The sequence below is a fragment of the Spirillospora sp. NPDC048819 genome, assembly GCF_040650055.1.
GTDB lineage: Bacteria > Actinomycetota > Actinomycetes > Streptosporangiales > Streptosporangiaceae > Spirillospora.
This window is the reverse complement of sequence record NZ_JBEZGN010000019.1, coordinates 146,179-167,098: the sequence shown is the minus strand read 5'-3', so window position 1 is coordinate 167,098 and position 20,920 is coordinate 146,179. Positions and strand designations below refer to the sequence as shown.

Here is a 20,920-nt window from a genome sequence, read left to right as displayed (position 1 = left end):
GACCAACCACGCCGCAGCCTGCGACCACTACCGCGACCGCCCTGACCACGCCCTTCAGCTACTCGGTCTCGCAATATGAGAACGCATCAGCCCTGGGGTACAGGTGCGGGCACCAGAACTGGAGGAACAGCCAGACTCTAGCGCGCTGACGTACGTAGCCGATCTTGTCTCCCAGAGTTTGGACGCTTGTCTCCAGGCCGGAGATGGTGGAGCGGGGGCATGGAGGCGGTTGGCCAGGCCGCGTTGTGTCCAGCCGTGGGCGAGGCGGGCAAACCGTACGAGCAGACCGGGGCCGCGGGCTCATGGCGGCCCCCTGATCGACGAACTCGGGAGAGTCATGCCTGTCGAGGGACTCGTCCGCAGCCCTGGTGAGCTGGCCATGTCGGGTCGGTTACGAGGTCCGGCCGTCCTGGGTGGCTCGGTGTCATGAGCGTGTGGGCGGCGCGCGTGAACGGGGTTCGTGTTTGAACGCTGGCAGACGAGTCGGTTGTCTCTCACTCACGGACACCGTCCGCCCATCGCCACCAGTGAGGCAGCGTTCGCGGACGAATGTCGCACTAAAATTGAGGCCGGTCTCCTAACAAGAATTGGCCTCCAGCACGGCGTTATTTATCGGGGTCGCGGAATTTGAACCCACGACCTCTTCGTCCCGAACGCCAAAACATGGCCATTCGGGGGTCATGCAGGTAAAGCTGATTCGCGTTAAAATCCCAGGTGGACGGCGGGTTCCGGTGTCAATCGCTCACGGACAAGGATGGCCGGTTCGTCACCGTCCACGGACAAATCACGGACGGATGATCATGGGAGATCGCCTCGTGGGATACGCGAAGAAGCGCAAAGGCAACAACGGAAAGTACCGCTACACGGCCTGCTATGTCGACATCAAGGGTCGCCTGCGGTCAGCCGGGACATACTCCAACAAAAGGGAAGCCGACAAGGCATGGCAACGAGCCGAGGTGGAGGTCTCAAGAGGACGAACCGGCGACCCGGGCCGCGGAAAGCAGCGGTTCAAGGATTACGTCGAGCAGGTCTGGCTCCCGAACCACCAGGTCGAGGCCACCACCCGTGAGAGCTACACCTACGCGATCTACAGGAACATCATGCCGACGTTTGGCTCGATGCGGATGATCGACATCCTCCCCGAGCACGTCCGCGCATGGATCACGGCCCTCAAGAACCAGGGCATGAAGCCCGTGAACATCCGCTACAACAAGATCGTCCTCAGCGCCATCTTCACCACGGCGATGGACGACCAGGTCACCTTCATCCACCCCTGCCGCGGCGTCCGCACGCCCCCGGTCGTCCGCAAGCCCCTCGAGATCATCACGCCGGAGCAGTTCGACGACGTCTACAACGCCCTCCCCGAAGGCACCTTCCGCCTCCTCGCCGAAACCGAGATCGAGAGCGGCCTCCGCTGGGGCGAACTCAGCGAGTTGCGCGTGAAGGACGTCAACCTCAGAACCCGCATCCTCACGGTCAGCCGCACCGTCGTCGAGCTGAACCCGAAGTTTCACCCGGAAGGCCGCCACTTCCTCGTCAAGGACTACCCGAAGGACAAGGAGTTCCGCCGCTTCAAGCTCAGCACACAGATCATCGAGAAGCTCGAAGACCACATCCAGGCCGCCAACCTGACCCAGGACGACCTCCTCTTCCAGATGCCGCCCCAGGACAAGCCCCGGGCCCGCATCACCGAGATCCCAGACCCGGAGACACTCGGCCGCACCGAACCGAACGAGAAGGGCCGCACCTACAACCACGGCACCCTCAGTGGGTACACCGCCGGCCGCTGCCGCTGCGACTACTGCCGAGGCGCCTTCACCCTCTACCGAGCCGCCCGCCGCGCGAACGGCAAGGACAACCCTCGCCCTCGCCGCGTCCGCGAGACCGACGGCCACATCCCGAACGACTGGTTCCGCCGCAAGATCTGGTACCCCGCCCTGGCCGCTGCCGGTCTCAACTTCAAACCCACCATGCGCGACCTACGCCACGCCCACGCCTCCTGGCTCCTCAACGGCGGCGCCGACCTCCAGGTAGTCAAAGAACGCCTAGGCCACGCTTCCATCGCCACAACCGAGCGCTACCTACACACCCTCCCCGACGCCGACGAAACAGCCCTCGAAGCCCTCGCCAGGACGCGCAACCGCTCAACCGCCCGTTAGACGAAAGAGGTCGACGAGAAGGGCCGGACACCCCGGCCCTTCTCGCTTCGGAAGTCCTGACCGCGAGCTCGCGTGAGCCTGAACGATCCACTCAGTCTGCAACTCTGCAGCTATCGTGCGGCCGTGACCGGATCCAAGCAGCGTCCGCTCCTCTTCGTCGATGTCGACGGCCCTCTCATCCCCTTCGGAGCCGCGCCCGGGGAGTATCCGGCCTACCAGGCGCGCTCCTCACGCCATGCCGAAGAGAATCCGCTTGTGGCCCGAATCAATCCCGAGCATGGAAAACGGCTCTCGGCGCTCGACTGCGAGCTGATCTGGGCCACCAGCTGGATGGACGACGTGAACGACTGCATCGCGCCACGCCTCGGGCTGCCTCAGTTGGCGATCGTGGCCTGGCCAGACGCACCTGCGACCGAAGAGCCGGACGTACGCGACAGCAGTGGAAGACCCGGACCCTCGTCGCCGAGGCCGGAGGGGCGCCCCTTCGTCTGGCTCGATGACGAGATCACCAACAGCGATCGTGTCTGGGTATCCGCAAACTACCCTGGCCCAGCCCTCTTGCACCGAGTCAACCCAAACAGCGGCCTAACCCACGACTACTCCGCTGTGGAGGAGTGGCTACGCACGATCCACACCGCTCCGCCATTGGGTGTGCCGTGAAAGCCCCAACGAGGTCCGCCAACAGCAGAAGACATCGCCTCTATAGGACCGTCGCGAGTTTTCGAGGAAGCTCGCCCTTGTCTGGGCTTCTTTTATTTTGTGGGCATGGCTTACGAACCTCGTAGCCTAGGTGATTCTCCGCTGATTGCAGCAAGTCCAACGAACGCCTGAGGCCAGAGGTTGTTCACCGTCCCAAGGTTGCCGCCTGACCTGTCTGCGCCAGCCATCGACCTGGATAGGTTGCTCGACTGAAAGCAGGCGGAACAGGTATTAGGCTCTCGGTGGAGGACAAGGGGAGACGATGACTGACGACCGCACGGCAATCGTTCCGGTGTGGACGCTGGCGACTGGTGACGTTCAGGTGCCCTCTCTGACCGGGGACGAGTCGATGACGGCTGAGCGCCTGGCTGAACTTCGCAGCGTGCTGGCAGTGCTGGCCGACGAGCCAATCGCCACACTCGAGGTGCATCCGCTGCCCGAGAAGCTCGACCGCAGCCCGGGTCTCCCGTTAGATGCAGCGAGTCCCTTGGCGCAGCAGTTGTCGCAGCTCATCACGCAATCAGCACAGCGTTCCTCCGCGGCGGCCACGGCGACCTCCTCCGGCGAGGGCTTGTATCGCATGGTGGTCCCGGCGAAGTTCGCCGCCCAGTTCGGGCAGGGCATCGTTCGCCCGATGGCGTCGAAGACGGTGGCCGGTGGAGTCCGCGGTCCACTCGTGAACTCAACGGGCATCGTCGGCGGCGCGACGTTCGTGCCAGTCGGCAAAGTGGCAGCAGCGGGCGCGGCCGGTGGAGCCGGTACCACAGCCGGCGTCGCGGTCGGGGGTAGCGCGGCGCTCACCGTGGCCGCGCCGCTCGTACTCATGGCCGTAGCGGTGGGGGTTAGCGCGCACGCCGACTACAAACGCCAGCAGGCCATCGAGCACATCACAGTACTGCTGGAGCAACTGCACGAAGACAGGCTCGAGGACGAGCGCAACCAGCTCGACGGCTGCCGCGACGCCATTGACAAAGCCACCGCTATCCTGCTTGACCAGGGCAAGCTCGGTGTCTCGCTGGGACTGGACTCGGCGTCGTACGCCATCAGCACAGCGTTGGTCGCTGCCGAGCGGCGTCTTGCCAAGTGGCGAAGCGCGCTCGACACGCTGGCCGACGGCGCGCCCGTCGAGATCGGCACGCTGACCAAGTCGTTCCCCGGCCTCGCCGACGACCGTGGCGGCATGTTCCGCGCCCACCTCGAACTCGCCGCGCTGGCGATCGCGCTGGAGCGGCGGGTCATCGTCCTCCAAGCCGTCGAGCATGCGCAGAGCGACCCCGGAAACCCGTTCAAGAACTTCATCCGCAACCTCGAGGACCACCAGCAGCGCCTCGACAACCTGGAGTCGGGCATCGCCAGTGTCCTCGTGCGCCTGTCGGTGTTGGAACTGGCGCGCTCGTCCGGTTTGCGGCCCGTCTTCACGACCGGTGAAGTCGAGCGCCTGATGCGCGAGGCGCACAGGATTCGCAAGTTGGGCGACGGCGTCACATTCGACGGCCGCGCGAGGGACGTGGCGATCGAGATCGCCCGCGACAAGGACGGCTCGGTGGTCGTGTTCCCTGCGCTGCCCGCGTAGGTTGAGTGCTCACCCGCAGTTGGTGCGTCGTGCGAGAACGTGTTTGTGAGGTGGTCGTTTCGGCTACCGGAGGTTTCAAGGGACGGCGGCCGGGGCGCCAGGCAGGCCGGCCTGGGGTGACCTGGCGGGCCATCCGGGCGATGGCGGCCCAGTGGATCAACGCCTCCGACATCGCCGGATCACGCTCGTAATCGCGGACCAGATGGCGGTGCAGCATCAACCAGCCCAAGGTTGGCGTGCTCATCCCGACCGGCTCCGATCGGACCGCCACCTTCTACACCTTCGGTGTCCACGTCGACTCGCAGACCGCCGGGTTCTCTCGCGATGATCTCCGCTGCACTCTCCGGCAGTGGGAATACGGCGAGATCAGCACCTGCGACACAATGCGGTCGTTGCACGCCTGCCGCGTCTTCGCCGCATCCACGCCACTGGTCACATCTACAAGACGTCCCGTATCCGATGTGAACCGCACCGTCAGCGAAGGCCTGGCCGCCACCTACCTACGGATAAGGTTCTCGCCGAAGCCGGACCGCACGGACGCTCCTACATCGATACCGAATCAACATGCTCGACCGAGTCCTCAACTCCCTCGCCTCGCCGCCCTGCCGGACTATCCTGCCATCGTGACCACTGCATCGGGCCTCGACATCCAGCAGTTGCACACGGACGCCGACCGCGACGGAATAACCAAACTCGTGGTCGGCGCCATTGTCCATGCCGATGGCCAAGTGCTCATCCTGCGCCGCTCGGCCGAGGACGCGTTCATGGCCGGCATCGAGGAACTCCCCTCCGGCGGCGTCGAGCCAGGTGAAAACCTTCTCAGCGCACTGGAACGCGAACTCGCCGAAGAAATCGGCTGGACCGGACCACTCACTCTCGATCCGGGCTTTGTCGCCCATTTTGACTACATCTCCGGATCTGGTCGCAAAGCCCGCCAATACACTTTCGGGCTTGCCCATCACGGTCGGTCCATCGTCCTGAGCACCGAACACACCGCCTACCGATGGCTCCACCCCGCTGCCCTGACCCACTCCGACGTCACTGACGAGACCGCTAAAGCAATCCGAACATGGGCTGCCTTCTGACCTCGGCAGCGCAGTGAGGAAGCCGTCGATACGATCGGAGAGTTTGGTCTTTGGAGCGCTCGGCGTCCGGATGCGGCCGGGTTCTCTGACCCATCTACCGCGATGAGCCGTCGCGTTGATCTGGAGTTCTCATGGCGTCACAGCAGTTCGAGCCGCCCTCGGGCACCCGGGACTTCCTCGCCGGTGCGCTGCGCACTCGTGAGCATGTCTTCGCGCAGATCCGCGGGGTGTTCGAGCGGTACGGGTTCGAGCCTTTGCAGACGCCGGCGTTCGAGCGGCTGGAGACCCTGACCGGCAAGTACGGTGACGAGGGCGACAAGCTGATCTTCAAGATCCTCCGGCGCGGAGAGCACGAGGCCACCGGCGAAGCCGACCTGGCCCTGCGATACGACATGACCGTCCCGCTTGCGCGGGTTGTCGCCGGCTATGGGTCACAGCTTCCGACGCCTTACAAGCGATACGCGATGGGTCCGGTGTGGCGTGCCGACCGTCCTGGGAAGGGCCGGTTCCGCGAGTTCGCGCAATGCGACGTGGACGTGGTCGGGTCAGCATCCCCGCTCGCGGACGCCGAGGTGGTGTGCGCGCTGACCGATGCGCTGGATGCGGTCGGTCTACGTGACTACCGGGTGCTGGTGAACTCGCGCCAAGCGCTCTCTGGCCTGCTGGAGGGTTACGGCGTTCCCGTCGACCTCGGCGGCGGCGTGCTCATCACCCTGGACAAGCTCGACAAGCTGTCGCCGGAAAAGGTCGCGGCCGAGCTGGTGGACGCCCGGTCGCTGGCCCCCGGCATCGCCGAGGTCCTGGTCGGTGACCTGACGGCCGCCGATGCGGTGGAGCGGATGCAGACCGCCTTGAAGGACAGCGAGGCCGGACGCGCGGGCCTGGAGGAGATCGGCTGGCTGCTGGAGTTGGCGTCGCCGAAGGTGGGCGAAGACCGGATCGCGTTCACGCCGAGCCTGGTCAGGGGCCTGGACTACTACACCGGTGTGATCTTCGAGGTGGCCGCCGAGGGCATGCGGGGTTCGATAGCCAGCGGCGGACGTTACGACAGGTTGATCGCCGCGCTCGGCGCCCCGGACGTGCCGGCCTGCGGCGGCTCCCTGGGGGTCGAACGGATTATCGGCCTGCTCAGCGACGACCACGGTGACGCGCACAGAATTGATGTTGCCGTCACAGTGATCGCCGAAGACACCGCGTCCGAAGTCATGGGTTTCGCCGCGCGGCTGCGGGATGCGGGTCTGCGGACCGAGGTGTATCTGGCCGCCAGTCGCAAACTGGCCAAGCAGCTGAAGTGGGCTGCCGACCGCAGGGCCCGCTTCGCGCTGATCTACGGGGCGTCCGACCACGAAGCGGGGATGATCACGGTCCGAGACATGGATTCCGGGGAGCAGGCCCATATCCCAGCCGACGGGATTGCCGAGCATCTCGCCAAGAGATGCCCACGGTAGGTGGCTGTAGGGCGACCACCTGTTCGGCGGTGTATCAGCCACCACCCTGGTCATCAAGATTCCGGTCTTCCGGCTGAAACTTCGCCGGTTTGCTGCCGTAACGATTGTAGGTTCGAGGCCGGATCCTAAAGTCGTGTCTGCGGTACCCCATTGACTGTGAGTGCACCATCCAAGCTTCCTGCAGTGGGTGGAGAAACGGTTTTCGCGCTCGGCTGCTCGACGGGTCCAGTAGTCTCCGTTTTCTCAGCGCGGGGGGTCGGCTCGGACTGAGAAGTGTTAGGGAACGGGGTCTCGATGTAACTGAGGAGGCGCTCGAGTTCGCTATCCAAGCCCTGTTGGAGAGGAGTTCCGTCCTTGCCGAAGGAGTCGATCTCATTCTCTCTCAACACTTGACCAGTGCGTTCATGGGTGACTCTGACGTGCAAAATTCCGCTGATGTCGTAGCGAAAGTGAATGAGAACCGCGTTGTCGTCCGGAATGCGCTCGGGCTTGGGAAGCCTGACCTCAAGCCGCGAGAGTGGAAAGGCGCGGTCGCTGTCGGCTGGGTACCCTTCTTCTCCTTCGATGATTTCCACGTTGAGTGAGGATGCACCAGGCTTCGCAGGAATGAAGCGTTCCTCACCTTTCGCGATCAACGTGCTGTTGCGCTTGATGATCGGTTTGAAGCCCTTACGGGCTCCCGCGGCGAAGGCCGTTCCGAGGGCGTGGCTGCTGACGAGAGTGAACTGTTCGTACTTATCGGGATCGTCCAGGGCCGCTGAGTAGATGGCTGCGCCCCGGGCCACCGCCGTCATCGGATGGCACAGCCCTGGATCGACGATGCGGTCCTCACCTAGAAGTTGGCCGACGGCCTCGCGGGCTTCGGGTATCTGTGATGTGCCGCCGATCATCAGGACGGAGTCGATGTCGTCAGGGCCGTAGCGTAGGTCGTCTAGAGCCTGCTGGAGGGGCTCCATGGCGTGATGAATGAGCGGGGTGACTGCTGTCAGATACTCATCGCGAGAGATAGTGACCGTGGTTCCCAACTCGGGGATGTCGAAGGGGATCTCCTTCACCTCACGGCGGGACAGCGCAATCTTCGTAAGTTCGACATTGCGGCGCCACCGCTGGCGTTCTTGGCGGGTCAGACGCTCAGGGACCTGCCCCAACTTTCTCAGGATGACACGGGCCAGGGTCTCGTCAAATTCCAGGCCACCGAGCGCAGAGACACCACGGGAGGTCTGTTCCTCGAAGTACTTGCCGTCGTACTCGAGGATGGTGACGTCAATGGTGCCGCCGCCCCAGTCGAACACCAGCAAGTTTCCGGGGATGTCGACGTCGTTGACGTAGGAGATGGCCGCCGCGGTCGGCTCGTTGAGCAGGGCCTTGACCTTGATGCCCGCCAGTCTGGCCGCAGCGCGTGTCCGGTAACGGGCACCACCCGTCGCGTGTGCCGGGACGGTGACGACGGCTTCTGAAAGCTCGAGGAGATTACGTTCGCCGGCGGACTTCATCTGCGCGAACAAGGATGCTGCCACAGCGGTGCTGCGGAAGGGCTGGTCGGCGATCCATACGTGTTCCTCGCCCAAGTGCGGAGTTCCCGACTCGTCCAGGTCAGTACCCGTCGCGGCCCGGGTGCCCAGTAGCCGTTTGACGGCATCGACGGGCTCGCCTCGCGTCGTCTTGGCTGCCCAGCCGAAGCACAACGTGCGCTGCAGGTCTCGGACCGAGAGGACGGATGGGAACAGCGCTTCGAACTCGGGCTGGTACCACTGGGCCGGCACGCTCTCGCTGCCGACCGGCAGTACCTCCGTACCGGCGTCGTTGTATAGGGCGACGACCGAGTTGCTAGTGCCGAAGTCGATTCCGTAGGTCAAGGTCTCCTCCGAGGCTGCGGGTCGTCAGCCTTCGCGGTGCTGAGTTTCTGAGGAAGAATGCGCGCTACTGGAACGGAGCCAGAAGCCGTCGGATTCGCCGAAGCTGCCTTCGTGCCAGGATGAACGGGGATAGCTTCGCTATCCTTCCCGGCGGAAGGCTCCCCTGGTGGCGACGGTTCCTCCTCTGCTAGGCCGTCTCCCAGGGGCGAAACCCCATCGCTGCTTGTAGTCCGGTGCCCTCCAGGCCGCCCTTGCCCCTCGCCAGCATGTGTAGCAACAGCGGATTGCCGGCTGACCCCCTTCGCCTCTTCGTTTTCAGCCGTCGTTCCGCTGTCCTTTCCATGCCGCTTGGTGCCGTGTTCCCGCGACAGTCGGCCGTGAGCTTTGCCAGCGGGTAGGAGCGAGGCCTCAGCTACCTTGATCCACCCGCGTTCCACTATCCGGCCGGAGTCGGCTTCGACATAGGCGGGGGTGACCAGCTCGTAGTCCTCTGGGCTGTCGGTCAGCGCAGGAGACGAACCGGGGGCAACCGCCAGATTGAAGGGGGACAGATCAGCTAGGTCCGAAATTCGGCGCAGTCCGGCGTGCTCCATCTCAGCCGAGATTCGAGCTTGCAGGCTGGAGAGACTGTTCGCTTGTGCGGCGGCGCGGTCGATCACAGCCAGTTGCGCCAGGTGTCGTTCCCGTACGCGCATGCCCTCCACGATTCCAGCGCGCACTGCTTCGGTGATCTGCCGACCGACGGCCTGCACTGCGCGAGCTGTCTCGGTGTCGGCCTCGGGATCGCTCGTGTTAGGGACGGCGGCCTCGGTCAACGCCGCAAGCCTCTCGTCAATCTTTGGCTCGACAGCAGCGAGCACAGACTTCAACAGCGCGGCTGCATCGTAGGCTTCCGGTTCTACCCTCGGATGGCCATGTCCGACGGTGACCACAATCTGTGGGGAGGTAACATCCGTTGCTTTGTTGCCCTTGGTTCCCCCGCGGCGTGGCTGGGATTTCCTCCTCTGGACGGCCTCCTGCTTCTTTGGCTCCTTGGCCGATCGCTTCCGATGATTGCGTCGATGACCTTTGTCCTTGTCAACTTGCTTGACGCTGGCGCTCTTCTTGGGAGATTTGGCGGCTCCCTTACGATTCTTGTCCATCGCTGATCATCCTCTGGAAATTAGCTTCTGTTGCTCGCGTTTCCGAAACCAAACCAACGTATCCGCAGGCCGCCAAGACGATGCCCTGTGCCGCGCGACTGCGAGCAAACTCCTGTTCATGGGGGGCAGGTGGCGGGGTCCTGCGATGCATAGGCGTCCAATCGCCGCCAGTGTTGCGGCCATTGGTGCGCGGATTTGCCCACTTATCCGGCATCAAGGGCAGGGCGAAGGGTGCCACGGGAGCTCGTCCGCGTTCCCATCCTTGGATCGCGTCTTTGGCTTCATTGACTTTGGCTTCCCCGTCTGCGTCGAGAGACCTACGCAATTCTCGCCAGCGATCCTTCCAACCTGCAAAGCCGTCTGGTACACCGAGAGCGGCATAAGGGTTGAGTACGGGAGCACTTTGATGCTGGTCCTTCAGGGTGTGCAGAATCTCTCGGTTTGTTGCGAGGCGCAGTTGTGCCTCCTGTGGAAGCTTGTCCTCGCTCAGCGCCTGCCCTGGCGCCGGGGTGAGAACATCCAAGGCGTCATCGTACTTCGGTTCGCGTCCCGCGCGGATCACCTTGAGGTAGGCAAGGGCATTCCTGGCCTCCCAACCTACTGGGGCCCGGGAATCCTCCAGCGACGTGGCGTTGTCCCAGGCAGTCCGGAGCATGACCTGGTACTTCCGTTCGTCTCCGTGTAGTCGCGCCAGGTGGGCTACCCGAATGCCTTGAAGGATCCGGCGTACCAGCAGCCACCGCACATATGGCTTATGCTCACGCAGGCTGACCGCAGCGTTGGGCGCGAGCCGTTCCAGCGCTGGCCACAACCACCTCTGATCTGTGAGCTCCCTCGGGAGCTTGCCGGTGCGGCGTACGTTCTGCAACGCGATGGCCAGCTGGCGCTGACCACCCCTCAGCGCGTCTATATCCTGCAGCATCTCGACATCGCCGCGGGCGAGCCGGGCGCTGAATTCGCGACGAACCAGCTCCTCACGCCAATCGAGTGTTAGCAACTCTTCCCCCTTTATCCGCCGGGGGGCAAGCCGAGCCAGCAGGTAGAGGCGGTGTTCCCCGCCTTCAGGGATGGCCTTAGCACTGACTCGCCCGGCGTCGATGAGGTCGTCCACGACTGGTAGGGGAAGGTACTCGAATAGCTGATGTTGCCGTTCTATGGGGATCTGGACATACCTGCTGCGCTCATAGTCTGCGTACAGCTGCCACGCCGTCTCCACGTTGGGGTCTGCTTCGGGACCTTCCTGACTGGTGACCATGCCGGGCGATCGGTCGAGCAGTGCCTGGGCGCGTGCCATCTGGTGCATGGGAAGCACCGAGAGCCCGGCCTGATGGCCTTGCCATAGAAGCGAGACGGCCGAGACCGGTGGAAGCGGGAGGACTGCGCGGACCACGGCTGCCGCCAGCTCTGTCGCTGACATCGAAGCCATCGCTAGATCAAGTTGTGCTGCAGAATGCCCAGCCTCACGTACGGTCTGCGCCACCACAGAGGCGGCGTCGAGAGCCTGCTGCCACTGCCGTTGTGAGTTAAACCCTGGTGGGGGCCGCTGAGGGCTCGGCGTAGTCGCCACGCCGTTCGCCGGACGCCCTGTCTCGCGGCTTTCTGCAGGAGCGTTGGCTGCTGGCTGTCGGTGCTTCCGTTGCTCGATCCGTGCCATGCGCCGCTGCCGCTCAAGGCGCAACAGCTCATCCCGATCGGGCAGCGTTGGCCCAGAGTTGTCCTCCGGGTCAGCATGTGAAAACAACGGTCTCGTGGTCACGGCTCCTCCTCGAACGCGTTCAGGTCGCTGGTGACCACGGCCGGGGTACGGTCAAGGCAATAGGCGTCCACAAAGGCCACACGCGTGGCGAGTTTCTCCTGGGCGACGTAGCGAGTCCACTCCCGCAGCCGTGATGCCATACAGTCCTGGAACGCGGCTTCCAATGGATGCTTGACGATCACAGCAGTGGCCTCCTCGGAGAACTCCGTCTCCACCAGGGCGAGGCTCCCGAGCGGTGTGCTCTGCACCTGGGCATCGAGTTCCGAACGGTCCTCCGCCCAGCGCTCCAGCAGGATCCCGTGCCGTTCGACGTTTACCTGGAGAGAGGCGCCGCGCAGGACGCCGATGAGGTCCCGCGCCAATCGCCAGTCCAACAGCGGGTGGAGCCGGGTGTTGGAGTAGTCGCGCAGGCACTGGTAGCAGGAGCTGCCACAGATGGCCGCGTGCTCCTCGCCAAGGGTCTCGCTGTAGTCGCCGACCGCGTCCAGGAACTCCTCGATCCGGGCGGGGGACCCCAGATAGGTACTGAAACCCGCCCCGTTCTCCAGGCTGTCGGAAAGGTACGCCATGACGGGAGAGGAGGCCGACGCCGAACCGTGGATTCCCGCCAGCAGTTCCTCTGGCTGCACGTCCAGTAGCGGTGCTGCCGCCCGCCGTAGCAAGGCGGCCAGCGAGTACCAGGCGGCGCGCCGCCCGTGGTAGGAGTCGGGGAAGCCATCCGACTGCACAGTGCGTGAGATGTCGAACCGCAGGCCCCGGCTGGTGTCGAGTGGGCCGCGGGCACCGATAAAGAGCATGTCGGTGTGCTCGGTGGCGCCCAGCGCGGTTTCGAGATCGAAGGAGGCCCGCGAACTGTCGAGGGCGTAGTACCCCTGCCATGCGGACTCCGACCGTTTGAACCGGAACAGCCGGCCATGGTTGCTGTTGATGGTGTAGCGGTCACCGGTCCCGCAGTGGACGACGAGCCAGTCATCCGCGCTGCGCACCACTCTGGGCGCGTCCTTTTCCAGGTCCGTCGCGGTGCGTGAGCTGGCACCGCCCTTGCCCCATTCACGTATGCCGTCGTAGTCACGGGACGTCCCGCCGCGAAACCCCGCCGGCTCGCGGACAGGGAAGGCGGAATAGTTGCCCTCACCCGCGCCACAGGCAGGGCAGAACTCGGGTTGTGCGTTGGCCTCGGCTGCCTGGATGTGTGCGCACACTCGGCACATGGCCAGTTGCCGCTCCGGCCCAAAAGCCTCTGCTGGCTTGGGCTTTCGCAGCCCGGGAGTGAACGAAACGACTCCCATGGATCGATACAGGCGGCCGTCCCGGGGGGTCTCCGCGCCTGGTGCGAACTTGCTAAGTGCCACGCTCAAGTTGCGATCGATGGCTTCGGGGGGCGGCCAGGGAAAGCTGCGTTTGGGCAGGTCGGTGAAGAGCAGCCGGACCCGGGTGGGGAACCCGAACATCGGGAGTAGGCCGGCCTCGGCGAGGCGCTGGCTCAGCTCAGCATGGCCAATGGCATTGACTACCTCGTCTACCTGGTCCAGGAGTTCCTTGACGCAGGCCACCGGATCCAGAGAGGCGACCGACTCGGGCGTCTCCGCCTGTAGCGCGTTCCCCACGGCTCGGATGGCTTCTTCGTTCTGCCCTATCCAATGGAGCACAGCGTCCTTATGCGCGGGCCAGTCCGCAGCAAGGCCGAACCGGCCGTGGATGTTGTGAGTCAGCTCCAAATCATTGAGGGCGGTGTCCGCAGCGATCGTGTCGAAGGCCTGGCGCAGGACCTCACCGAACAGAACGCGCTTAAAGATCACGGGCATGCCCAGCGCGAGGTACGGCGCGGGGGTGGCGGCGTTGGTGATCTCCTCCGGCCGAGTGAAGTAGTGCTGGTCGTGGCTGTCCCCGCGGCATACGGTCAGGGCGATGGCAGAGGGGCTGTCCCGGCGGCCGGCGCGGCCGACGCGCTGCTGGTAGTTGAAGCGGGTGGGTGGCATGTTCGCCATAAGCACCGCGTTGAGGGCGCCGACGTCGACACCAGCCTCCATGGTGGTGGTCACTGACAGCACCTCGATGCCGTCGGTCTTCGGTTCGTCCTGCTGGTCCAGGAAGATGTCCTGAAAGCGGGCCTGCCGCGCCTGCGCCTCCAGGCGGTCGGTTTGGCCGGTAAGTTCCGCCGTGCGCAGGGGGAAGTTGCCCGTCCGGTTCCTGGCCTTCCAGGCGTAGTAGTCCTCATTGAGGACGCCGGTGAATCGGCTGTGCTCGGTGGGCAGAGGAGTTTGACATTTGGTGCACAGCCCGGCCCCGCGGTGCAGATGGGGCCGCTGGCAGGTCGGACACGTCCAGAACCGGCCGTCTCCGGGGCGCAGCGCCACCTTGGCGGGGTCGATGGCGTACTGGATGACCGCAGGCCCCCACACGGAGAGAACTCGATCTTGGATTTCCTGCACCTCGACGCCCAGGCGCTGCGCAACGCGCTCCCAGTAGCGCCGCAGCGGGACCGGAGGCCTCGCACTTCCGGGACGCATCTCGGTGAATCGGCGCATCTGGCCGAGAATCCGCAGGCTGGCGCGGGCCATTGCCAGATCGGAATCCTGGGTAACGTCCAGAGGGCGGCGGTCGTCAGTAAGGCTCAACCAGCCCAGACCTAGCGACTCGAAGTCTCGGCCAGCGCCGGAGAACAGGGACAAAAGGAACTCCCGCCGCAGGTTGTCGTCGACCCGCTGTAGGAACTCCTCCTGTTGCGGGGTGAGTCCCGCCTTGATCTGCCGGTTTCCAGACCAGTCGAAGAGCGTTGTCCAGCGCACCCCGTCACGTTCCTGGAGGGAAGCGGCCGGTCCACCGGGATGAGTGCCATGTTCCAGGAGCATCCCGCGCAAATCTGCCTGGAGGTCATTGAGTGACGGCAGACGGCCGAGAATGGCTTCCAGCTCCGGCTGCCTATCCGGCTCGGCCATGACATCGTCCGTCAGGATGTCCCGCAGTGCGGAGAACTCTCGTGGGTAGCGAGCACGCAGTCGCTGCATTGCGGCCTTGAGTGCCTCTTGATCCGTGCCGCGTCGATCCGCGTAGTACTGCTTCACCAGTTGCAGGTCGGCGTGGGGATCTCCCTGCTCGGTCACGGCTTGGGCGGCCAGGAGGCGCAAGAGGTCCTGGTAGTGGCGCAATGTCAAGCCGCTGGCCAGCTCGGAGGCGGCATCCCTGCTGTCGGAGAAGGCGATGACCTTGCGTTCGTCCTTCGGTAGGTGCCCGAGCACCTCGCTGATCAGCACCTGGTTGAGCTTGTCGAAGCCAGTGCGCATCCGGCGGATGGGAGCGGCGAACAGGCGGTCTTCCAACTCCCGCCATGAGCCGTCGGGATCCCGGTTGATCTCACGGATATCTCCGCATGCTGGGCAGCGGGTCGGAAAAGGCGGAAGTTCCCGAAGGTCCAGGGCTGGCTTGCCGTCCTTCCCACGCTCAGGGACGAGGTGGAAGGACCATCCCGTGTAGTCCACCTTCTTGTTGGCCAGCCGCCCGGTGCCCGGCTGGTAGCTGCTCCGCCGGAACTCAAAGCTCACCGAGGGGCCCTCGCTGAGGCGGGAGGCGGTCCAATGCAAGGACTCGAGCACCGGCTGATCCGTACGAGGCCAGTAGACGATGTAGTTGCCTGCGTTGGGTACCCCGCTCGCCTCATCGGGAAGTAGATCGAATTCTGGGAAGTCGGTGTGCAGGAACCCTCTGAAGGACTCCTTGCCCAGGTGGGCAGGATTGGCAAATCCGCCAAGCATGAGATCACCGCAGTTCTGGCAGCACAACAGCTCCAACACACGGGCACCGCAATTGCACCGCGAGGTCGGCTCGCGGAAGAGTCGGCCGACGCGGCGCCGAGGATCCTTGTCGACTGGGACGTCCGGGCATTGCGTGTCCGAGCATGCCCAGATCCCTGGGACGTTACGGAAGAACAGGTGAGCTCGAAGCTTGGGCAGCGCTGGGTCAGATGCTTTCTGCAACGCAAGCAGCAGACCGTGCAGCGCCTTCTCTCGCACCCGCTCATCCGACACGCCCGTGAACAGTTCGTCCGCGACCTGGGAAATCGCAACTGCCCTTGGCTTGCCTCCAGGCGCCAGGACACGCTTCACTGCCGACCCTGCGTGGGTGTGCTCGAGCAGTGCATCGGCTTCCGATGTCGACGGGGTCCGGTCGGCGGCGGTGGACAGTTCACTTGCGTGCGCGCTGAGGTCCGTCTGGCCGGCCCTGGGCAGGACCATCGCCCCGGGGATGACCTTGTGTCGCCCTCTGGGCAGGGCGAAGAACGTTTCGAGAAACTCGTCGTCCCGACCGGCCTCCAGCGAGGCGGAGGCTGCCAGCACCCGGAACTTCTCCGGCGTCTGGTCCAAGCCAAGCCTGTGGCGCAGGTTTCGCAGCAGATAGGCGACCTCGGTGCCGGCGGTGCCCCGGTACATGTGCAGCTCGTCCATGACGAGGGTGAAACGGGCCTCGGGGGTGTTGTGCAGCCATCGGCGAGTCGCCTCGAAGATCGATGCCTCCTGTGGACGCAACAGCATGATGTTCAACATCGAGTAGTTGGTGATCAAGATGTCGGGCGCCGTGGCCTGCATGTCCCATCGCGCGTGCATCTCCGCGCCACCGACCCGAGGAATGAAGCTCAGAGCCTTTTGCGCGGCTTCTTTCTCGGCGTCCCCCGTGGCTTCCGCGACCTTCCCTTCGGCACGTCGCCGGCGGTTCTCGAGCTCCTCCAGGTAGTCCCGGAGCCGGGCCCGTCCCAGATAGGAGTCGGGCGGACCTGCGACCGGCGTGGCGCTGGTGTAACGGCCGAAGTAGAAGCGGTGGCCTGACCGGTGCTGGTCCAGCCAATCGTGGGCCTCGTCACTGTCGAGCGCACGGCGAAGACGAACCAACTGATCGTCGGCCAGTGCATTCGTCGGGTACAGGATGAGTGCACGCAATGCTGCGGGGTGTCCGCGTTCGCCGGAGCGGCTCGGCACGTGCTCTTTTCCTGAGCGCCACCAGGCGGGTTGGACAGCGCCGTGGCCTTTCCAGCGGGCCGACTCGGCGACCAGATCGGCGATAACGGGCAGCATGAACGCTTCGGTCTTGCCCGAGCCCGTTCCCGCCGTCACGACGAAGTCGCGGCCCTCGCCGCACGCGGTGACGAGCGCTTCGTGCTGGTGCCGGTAGAGGCTGTCGACTCCCTCCGGCAAGGCAAAGCGAGCGAACTCCGCGGCCTGCGGATGCGCGTCGGCAGCCAGGAAGGACTTTGCCAGAGACATGCCGCTGGAGACGTATTGCGGACGTAGTTCCAGTAGTGGCTCTCGCCAGGTGCCGCCGTCGGTGTCGAGCAGGGCTCGCCGCTCGGCCATGACCGATGAATCGTCGACCCCGAAGGGAGTGTCGTAGTAGCGCATCAGAGTTTCCCTGAGCGCCTGGAAAGTGCTGGCGATGTCGCTGGATGCCTGGGAGACGCTGCCTGCCATCACTTCGCCTTCCCGGGTGCAGACTTCGGCTGCAGGACCTCGAGTTCTTGTTGAAGGGATCGTGCCAATCGCTCAGCTGCCGCGAGGGGCACGTTGTCATAGCGTGCGGTCTGGGCCAGGTCACTGAAGCAGGGGTGCAGACCCGTGCACAACACGACGGCGCGCGCATGGAGCGGGGGAAGGGGAGCACCCCAGTCCACGAAGAAGGTTCCGACCCGCTCGCGGCCAGTCCCCGACTCGGGACGCCACCGCATGACACCTCTTCTGAGCCGGGCAAGCTCCAGGTACACGCCGTATTCGTGCTCGGTGCTCAGCCATCTTGTGCCGCGCCGGACCTGGACCAGCCTTGACCAATCGGAGCTGCGCCACCGATACAGCCCGTCCTCGTTGTAGGAGGCGGCAGACAGGTAGGAACGTTCTTCCAAGTCGTAACGCTGGATGGTGTGGATGTTGCCCGGCGCTGGCGGTGCCGCTTCGTCTCCCTGCACAAGATCCGGCAGGAGGTCGAACATCTGCAGGGCCGCACATGGGGTGAAGGAGAATCCTGCAGCGGTCGCGCTTTGTGCCAGTTCATCGGGGGAGTCGTACTGCACGAGCAGGGAATCTGGGACGGGGATGTCCCCCTCAGCCACCTCGTTCATCACCTGGTGGACGATCGCCCACTCTTTCCCCGCGGCTTCTACAGCACGTTCGTCTGCGACGGTCCGGCGGCCGATGATCAGCGCTAGCCCGTCCGAGTACGGCAACCGAGTCAGCGTGGGCGGGGCGATCGACCAGATGCCGCGCCGCCAGTCCACATCCAGGTGACCGAGCGCGGAGACATCACGTATCCACCGTCCCTCCGCGCCGTCGCGAATCTCCAGCCCGCGACCGCGGGCAGTGCGCAGGATGCGGGCCCGCAGATCCGTTACCTTGCCGCCGCCGAGCTCGCTGACCCAGCGCAGCAGCAGGTTGCTGATGCTGATCATTTCTCGACCTCCTCGGCAAGGCGGACGCAGGCCTTCCACAATGGGTCACGGCCACCCTTAGCAGCCTCCAGGACAGCAGCGGCCCAGGGAAGGTGCTGGGGACCGGGCTGGAAATTCGGCTCGACTGGGAAGGCCGGTTCCACCTGCCAAGTGCCTTTGCGCCACTGCACAATCCAGCCACCCGGACCGTGGAGTTCGAGTTCGAAGTAATAGCCGGAGGGTGCGTCGTTCAGCCGCGACCACCATGCGGGCGGCTCCGGCTCGGCCACCGTCCAGGCACGCCCGTCGCAGGAGACGAACAAGGTTTTCTCTGCGCCCCTACGGCAAAGGACAACGCGAGGCACGACATCCACGCCTGCCAGACCGACCTCAGCACCCCTTATCAGCGCCGCTGTTGACTGGTCAGTGGCTGTAGCGAACCCTTCGGCGGACGCTTCGGCGACGCGGAAGCCCACTACCTCCTTCGGCGCTACCAGGTCCGGGAGTCCTTCAGCAGTTATGAACGAGACCTCAGTGCCCTCGATCTCGACGGCGTGCCTGCCGGCTGCCAGTTGCCGTGTCCACAGCCGGATCGACTCACCCGGATGCGGGAACGCTGGGTCAGGCGGCTGCCCATCGAGCAGTACTTGGCCGGTTGCGCCGTCGGGCATCACGAGATCGGGCTCGCCCCCGGTCAAGTAGAGGCGTTTGTTGATCTGTGGAGCCAGCGGCAGCCCACCTTCCAGGTAGGGCTTGTACCGCGGCGCGGGTTGTGTCGCCAGCATGGCGCCTTGTACGTCGCGGATCGCCTGCTTCAATGTGACCGCGTCGTCGAAGAGAACACGGAAGCGCAGGGACCAACCTTCCGGTACCCACGAGAGCTTCCCGGCCTCGCGAGCCTTTCCGGTGGAGGCGGCGCGCTGCAGTACGGCTTCCAGGTCTCCCTCGGCTTCGGGAGCCGCGAGGATCATGTGCTCTTCGCCGGGGACGAACCGGTCGACGCTGGTGCGGCAGTCCAGCAGGGCGTTGTGGCACAGGACGACCAAAGACGATGGCGGACGGCTCACCGTGACATCCTCACCACGGAGCTGGACACCCTGCCGCAGCGTGTGCGCATCAGGCAGCTTGAGCCCATCTACGTTGTAGTACTCGGTGTCTCCAAGCCTGCGCAGCGTCACTCCGTCAGGTAGCGAGTACTCTGCCGCCCCCTTACGGGGAAGCCGCGCCAGCCAACCCAGCCTCCGGTTCTCGAACCGCACGAGCAACTCGGCCCGGGGAATCCCTAGCTTGACGTACTCCGGCGAGCCGTCCCACACGTTGGCGAGGTTGCCCAACAGGCGTTCCACAATGGGACGAAGCTCCGGGTCGTCCATGGCACGCTGAAACCCACGTGAGAATCTCTCTCGCTGGCCCCAGTACATCAGTAGGCGCAACAGCCTGCCGCCTGGTAGGGGCCACGCCGCGTCATCGCGCTGACGCATCGCGTAGAAGAACTGTGGCAGCAACTGCCGGTCCGTGCCCCGCAGTAGCGACTGCGAGATCGCGTAGCCGATCCGGCTTTGGTTGCTGGGGAGATCCTCCGGGGAGGGAATGGTGCATAGCCCGCGGTAGGCACCCCACTGGGTCTGCCAGGAGGCCAGCCGCTGCCACATGTGCGCGATCGGGAGATAGTTGTGCGAGGCCAGGACACCATCTCGCTCGGTGAGCAACTGCGAGAACTGGTCGTGGTAGTTGCTCGCTCGATGCCGCCCATCGTTGGCCATCCTGGTTGCCGCAATGACTGAGCAAGCGAGCAGCGGCAGCACGGCCGGCGCGTCGTCGCTGTTGCGCACGCGTAGCTCGTACTGCTCGATGGCGTCGTAAGGCTTCGGGCGCTCCGGCCGGACAACCTGCTTCACCGCCTGTACGAGAGGCAGGTCCATGTCGAAACGCTTCTGTAGAGCAGCCGCCTCCGCGTCATCGACGTACATGACGACAGGATGGCCGTCCCAGTCCGGGCTGAAGAAGGCCTCCTCCAGCGCGTGCTGCCACGCTGCGTACGCTCCGAAGCCCATGCCCCCACCGCTCCCGCCCTCGCCGACAGCCCGGCTGCAGATGCCCCCGGTCCGCCGTCGCGGTGGCTGCCATGATGAAACTTACGAGGCATCGCGGGCAAACCATACTTCGACGCGACAACTTTGTGAACAGCATCGTCCATCGATAAGTGTGAAGGCAGGCCACTGCATACCCCGGAGCTCGACCGGGCCCCAGGACGATGAGACGGGTCTGCGTGAGATGACGGAGTCGGCGCGCTGGTCCATCTGTCGCCTTCGACCGGTCATGGCTTTGGAGGCTCTGGTGGAGGCGGGGTTCGGGTCCGCTGTCGGGGACAGGTGACGCTCCGCACTGTTGCCTCCTGCGAAGATGAGGGGGTATGGATTCCGTCTGATGTGAAGAATGGGAGTCATCAGCCACGCTCCCGCCAGGACCGCCCTCCCACGTCGGCGTCAATTCTTTGATCAATTACGTTCATGTATGCGCTCATCGATCGACGGACTCTGCACGCAGCCTCGGACACCGCCGCGTTGAACCCGCTTGCGTCAGGGCGTCATCTGGGACGCGCACGAACGACTCGGAGTGACCACCGAGCATGATGACGAACCATGGGGCTGAACGGAAGACTGTTCCGGCGCTAGATGATAGACCTGTTGTGTGGCCGTAATTCAGCACCTCTCGATGAGGGTCCCCTGGCGAGACCGTCCGTGGGATCAGTTCATCTGTGACGACCCCTTGAGTAACTCGTCGTGCACGTTGCTC

Annotated in this window: 11 protein-coding genes; 5 read left to right on the top strand and 6 right to left on the bottom strand. The window is 64.6% G+C overall.

Annotation, left to right across the window (positions count from 1 at the left end; translation table 11 throughout):
• Positions 1 to 815 precede the first annotated feature (815 nt).
• The 5 genes from AB0C35_RS24830 to hisS all read left to right on the top strand — a co-directional run bounded on the left by AB0C35_RS24830 (position 816) and on the right by hisS (position 6,964).
• A complete protein-coding gene (locus AB0C35_RS24830; protein WP_358459997.1) occupies positions 816 to 2,159 on the top strand; it encodes a tyrosine-type recombinase/integrase in 1,344 nt (447 codons plus the stop codon).
• Between the two features lie 123 nt (positions 2,160 to 2,282).
• Positions 2,283 to 2,819, top strand: coding sequence for a hypothetical protein (locus AB0C35_RS24825; protein ID WP_358459994.1), 537 nt, complete (start codon positions 2,283 to 2,285; stop codon positions 2,817 to 2,819).
• Positions 2,820 to 3,120: 301 nt separating this feature from the next.
• Positions 3,121 to 4,431, top strand: coding sequence for a hypothetical protein (locus tag AB0C35_RS24820; protein WP_358459992.1), 1,311 nt, complete (start codon positions 3,121 to 3,123; stop codon positions 4,429 to 4,431).
• A gap of 623 nt (positions 4,432 to 5,054) precedes the next feature.
• Positions 5,055 to 5,516 carry an NUDIX domain-containing protein gene (locus AB0C35_RS24815; RefSeq protein ID WP_358459989.1) on the top strand — a complete coding sequence of 154 codons (462 nt, stop codon included), beginning with the start codon at positions 5,055 to 5,057 and terminating at the stop codon, positions 5,514 to 5,516.
• A gap of 131 nt (positions 5,517 to 5,647) precedes the next feature.
• The gene (hisS, locus tag AB0C35_RS24810) at positions 5,648 to 6,964 is read left to right on the top strand and encodes a histidine--tRNA ligase (protein WP_358459986.1); all 1,317 of its coding nucleotides are present in this window, start codon (positions 5,648 to 5,650) and stop codon (positions 6,962 to 6,964) included.
• Between the two features lie 125 nt (positions 6,965 to 7,089).
• On the opposite strand, the gene AB0C35_RS24805 is transcribed toward hisS, so the two are convergent.
• The 6 genes from AB0C35_RS24805 to AB0C35_RS24780 form a co-directional block, all read right to left on the bottom strand.
• Positions 7,090 to 8,820 carry an Hsp70 family protein gene (locus AB0C35_RS24805; protein ID WP_358459983.1) on the bottom strand — a complete coding sequence of 577 codons (1,731 nt, stop codon included), beginning with the start codon at positions 8,818 to 8,820 and terminating at the stop codon, positions 7,090 to 7,092.
• Positions 8,817 to 9,962: a hypothetical protein gene (locus AB0C35_RS24800; protein WP_358459980.1), complete on the bottom strand. Its 1,146-nt coding sequence runs from the start codon at positions 9,960 to 9,962 to the stop codon at positions 8,817 to 8,819. The genes AB0C35_RS24805 and AB0C35_RS24800 overlap by 4 nt, the downstream gene beginning before the upstream one ends.
• Complete coding sequence (locus AB0C35_RS24795; protein WP_358459978.1) at positions 9,946 to 11,256, bottom strand: hypothetical protein; 1,311 nt, start codon at positions 11,254 to 11,256, stop codon at positions 9,946 to 9,948. Before AB0C35_RS24795 ends, AB0C35_RS24800 begins: the two co-directional genes overlap by 17 nt.
• Before the next feature lie 458 nt (positions 11,257 to 11,714).
• Positions 11,715 to 17,177, bottom strand: a complete 5,463-nt coding sequence (locus AB0C35_RS24790; protein WP_358459976.1) for a DEAD/DEAH box helicase — start codon at positions 17,175 to 17,177, stop codon at positions 11,715 to 11,717.
• Complete coding sequence (locus AB0C35_RS24785; RefSeq protein ID WP_358459973.1) at positions 17,177 to 18,145, bottom strand: hypothetical protein; 969 nt, start codon at positions 18,143 to 18,145, stop codon at positions 17,177 to 17,179. Before AB0C35_RS24785 ends, AB0C35_RS24790 begins: the two co-directional genes overlap by 1 nt.
• Positions 18,142 to 20,178 (bottom strand): hypothetical protein, encoded by a 2,037-nt coding sequence (locus tag AB0C35_RS24780; RefSeq protein ID WP_358459970.1) that lies wholly within the window; start codon positions 20,176 to 20,178, stop codon positions 18,142 to 18,144. Before AB0C35_RS24780 ends, AB0C35_RS24785 begins: the two co-directional genes overlap by 4 nt.
• Positions 20,179 to 20,920 lie beyond the last annotated feature (742 nt).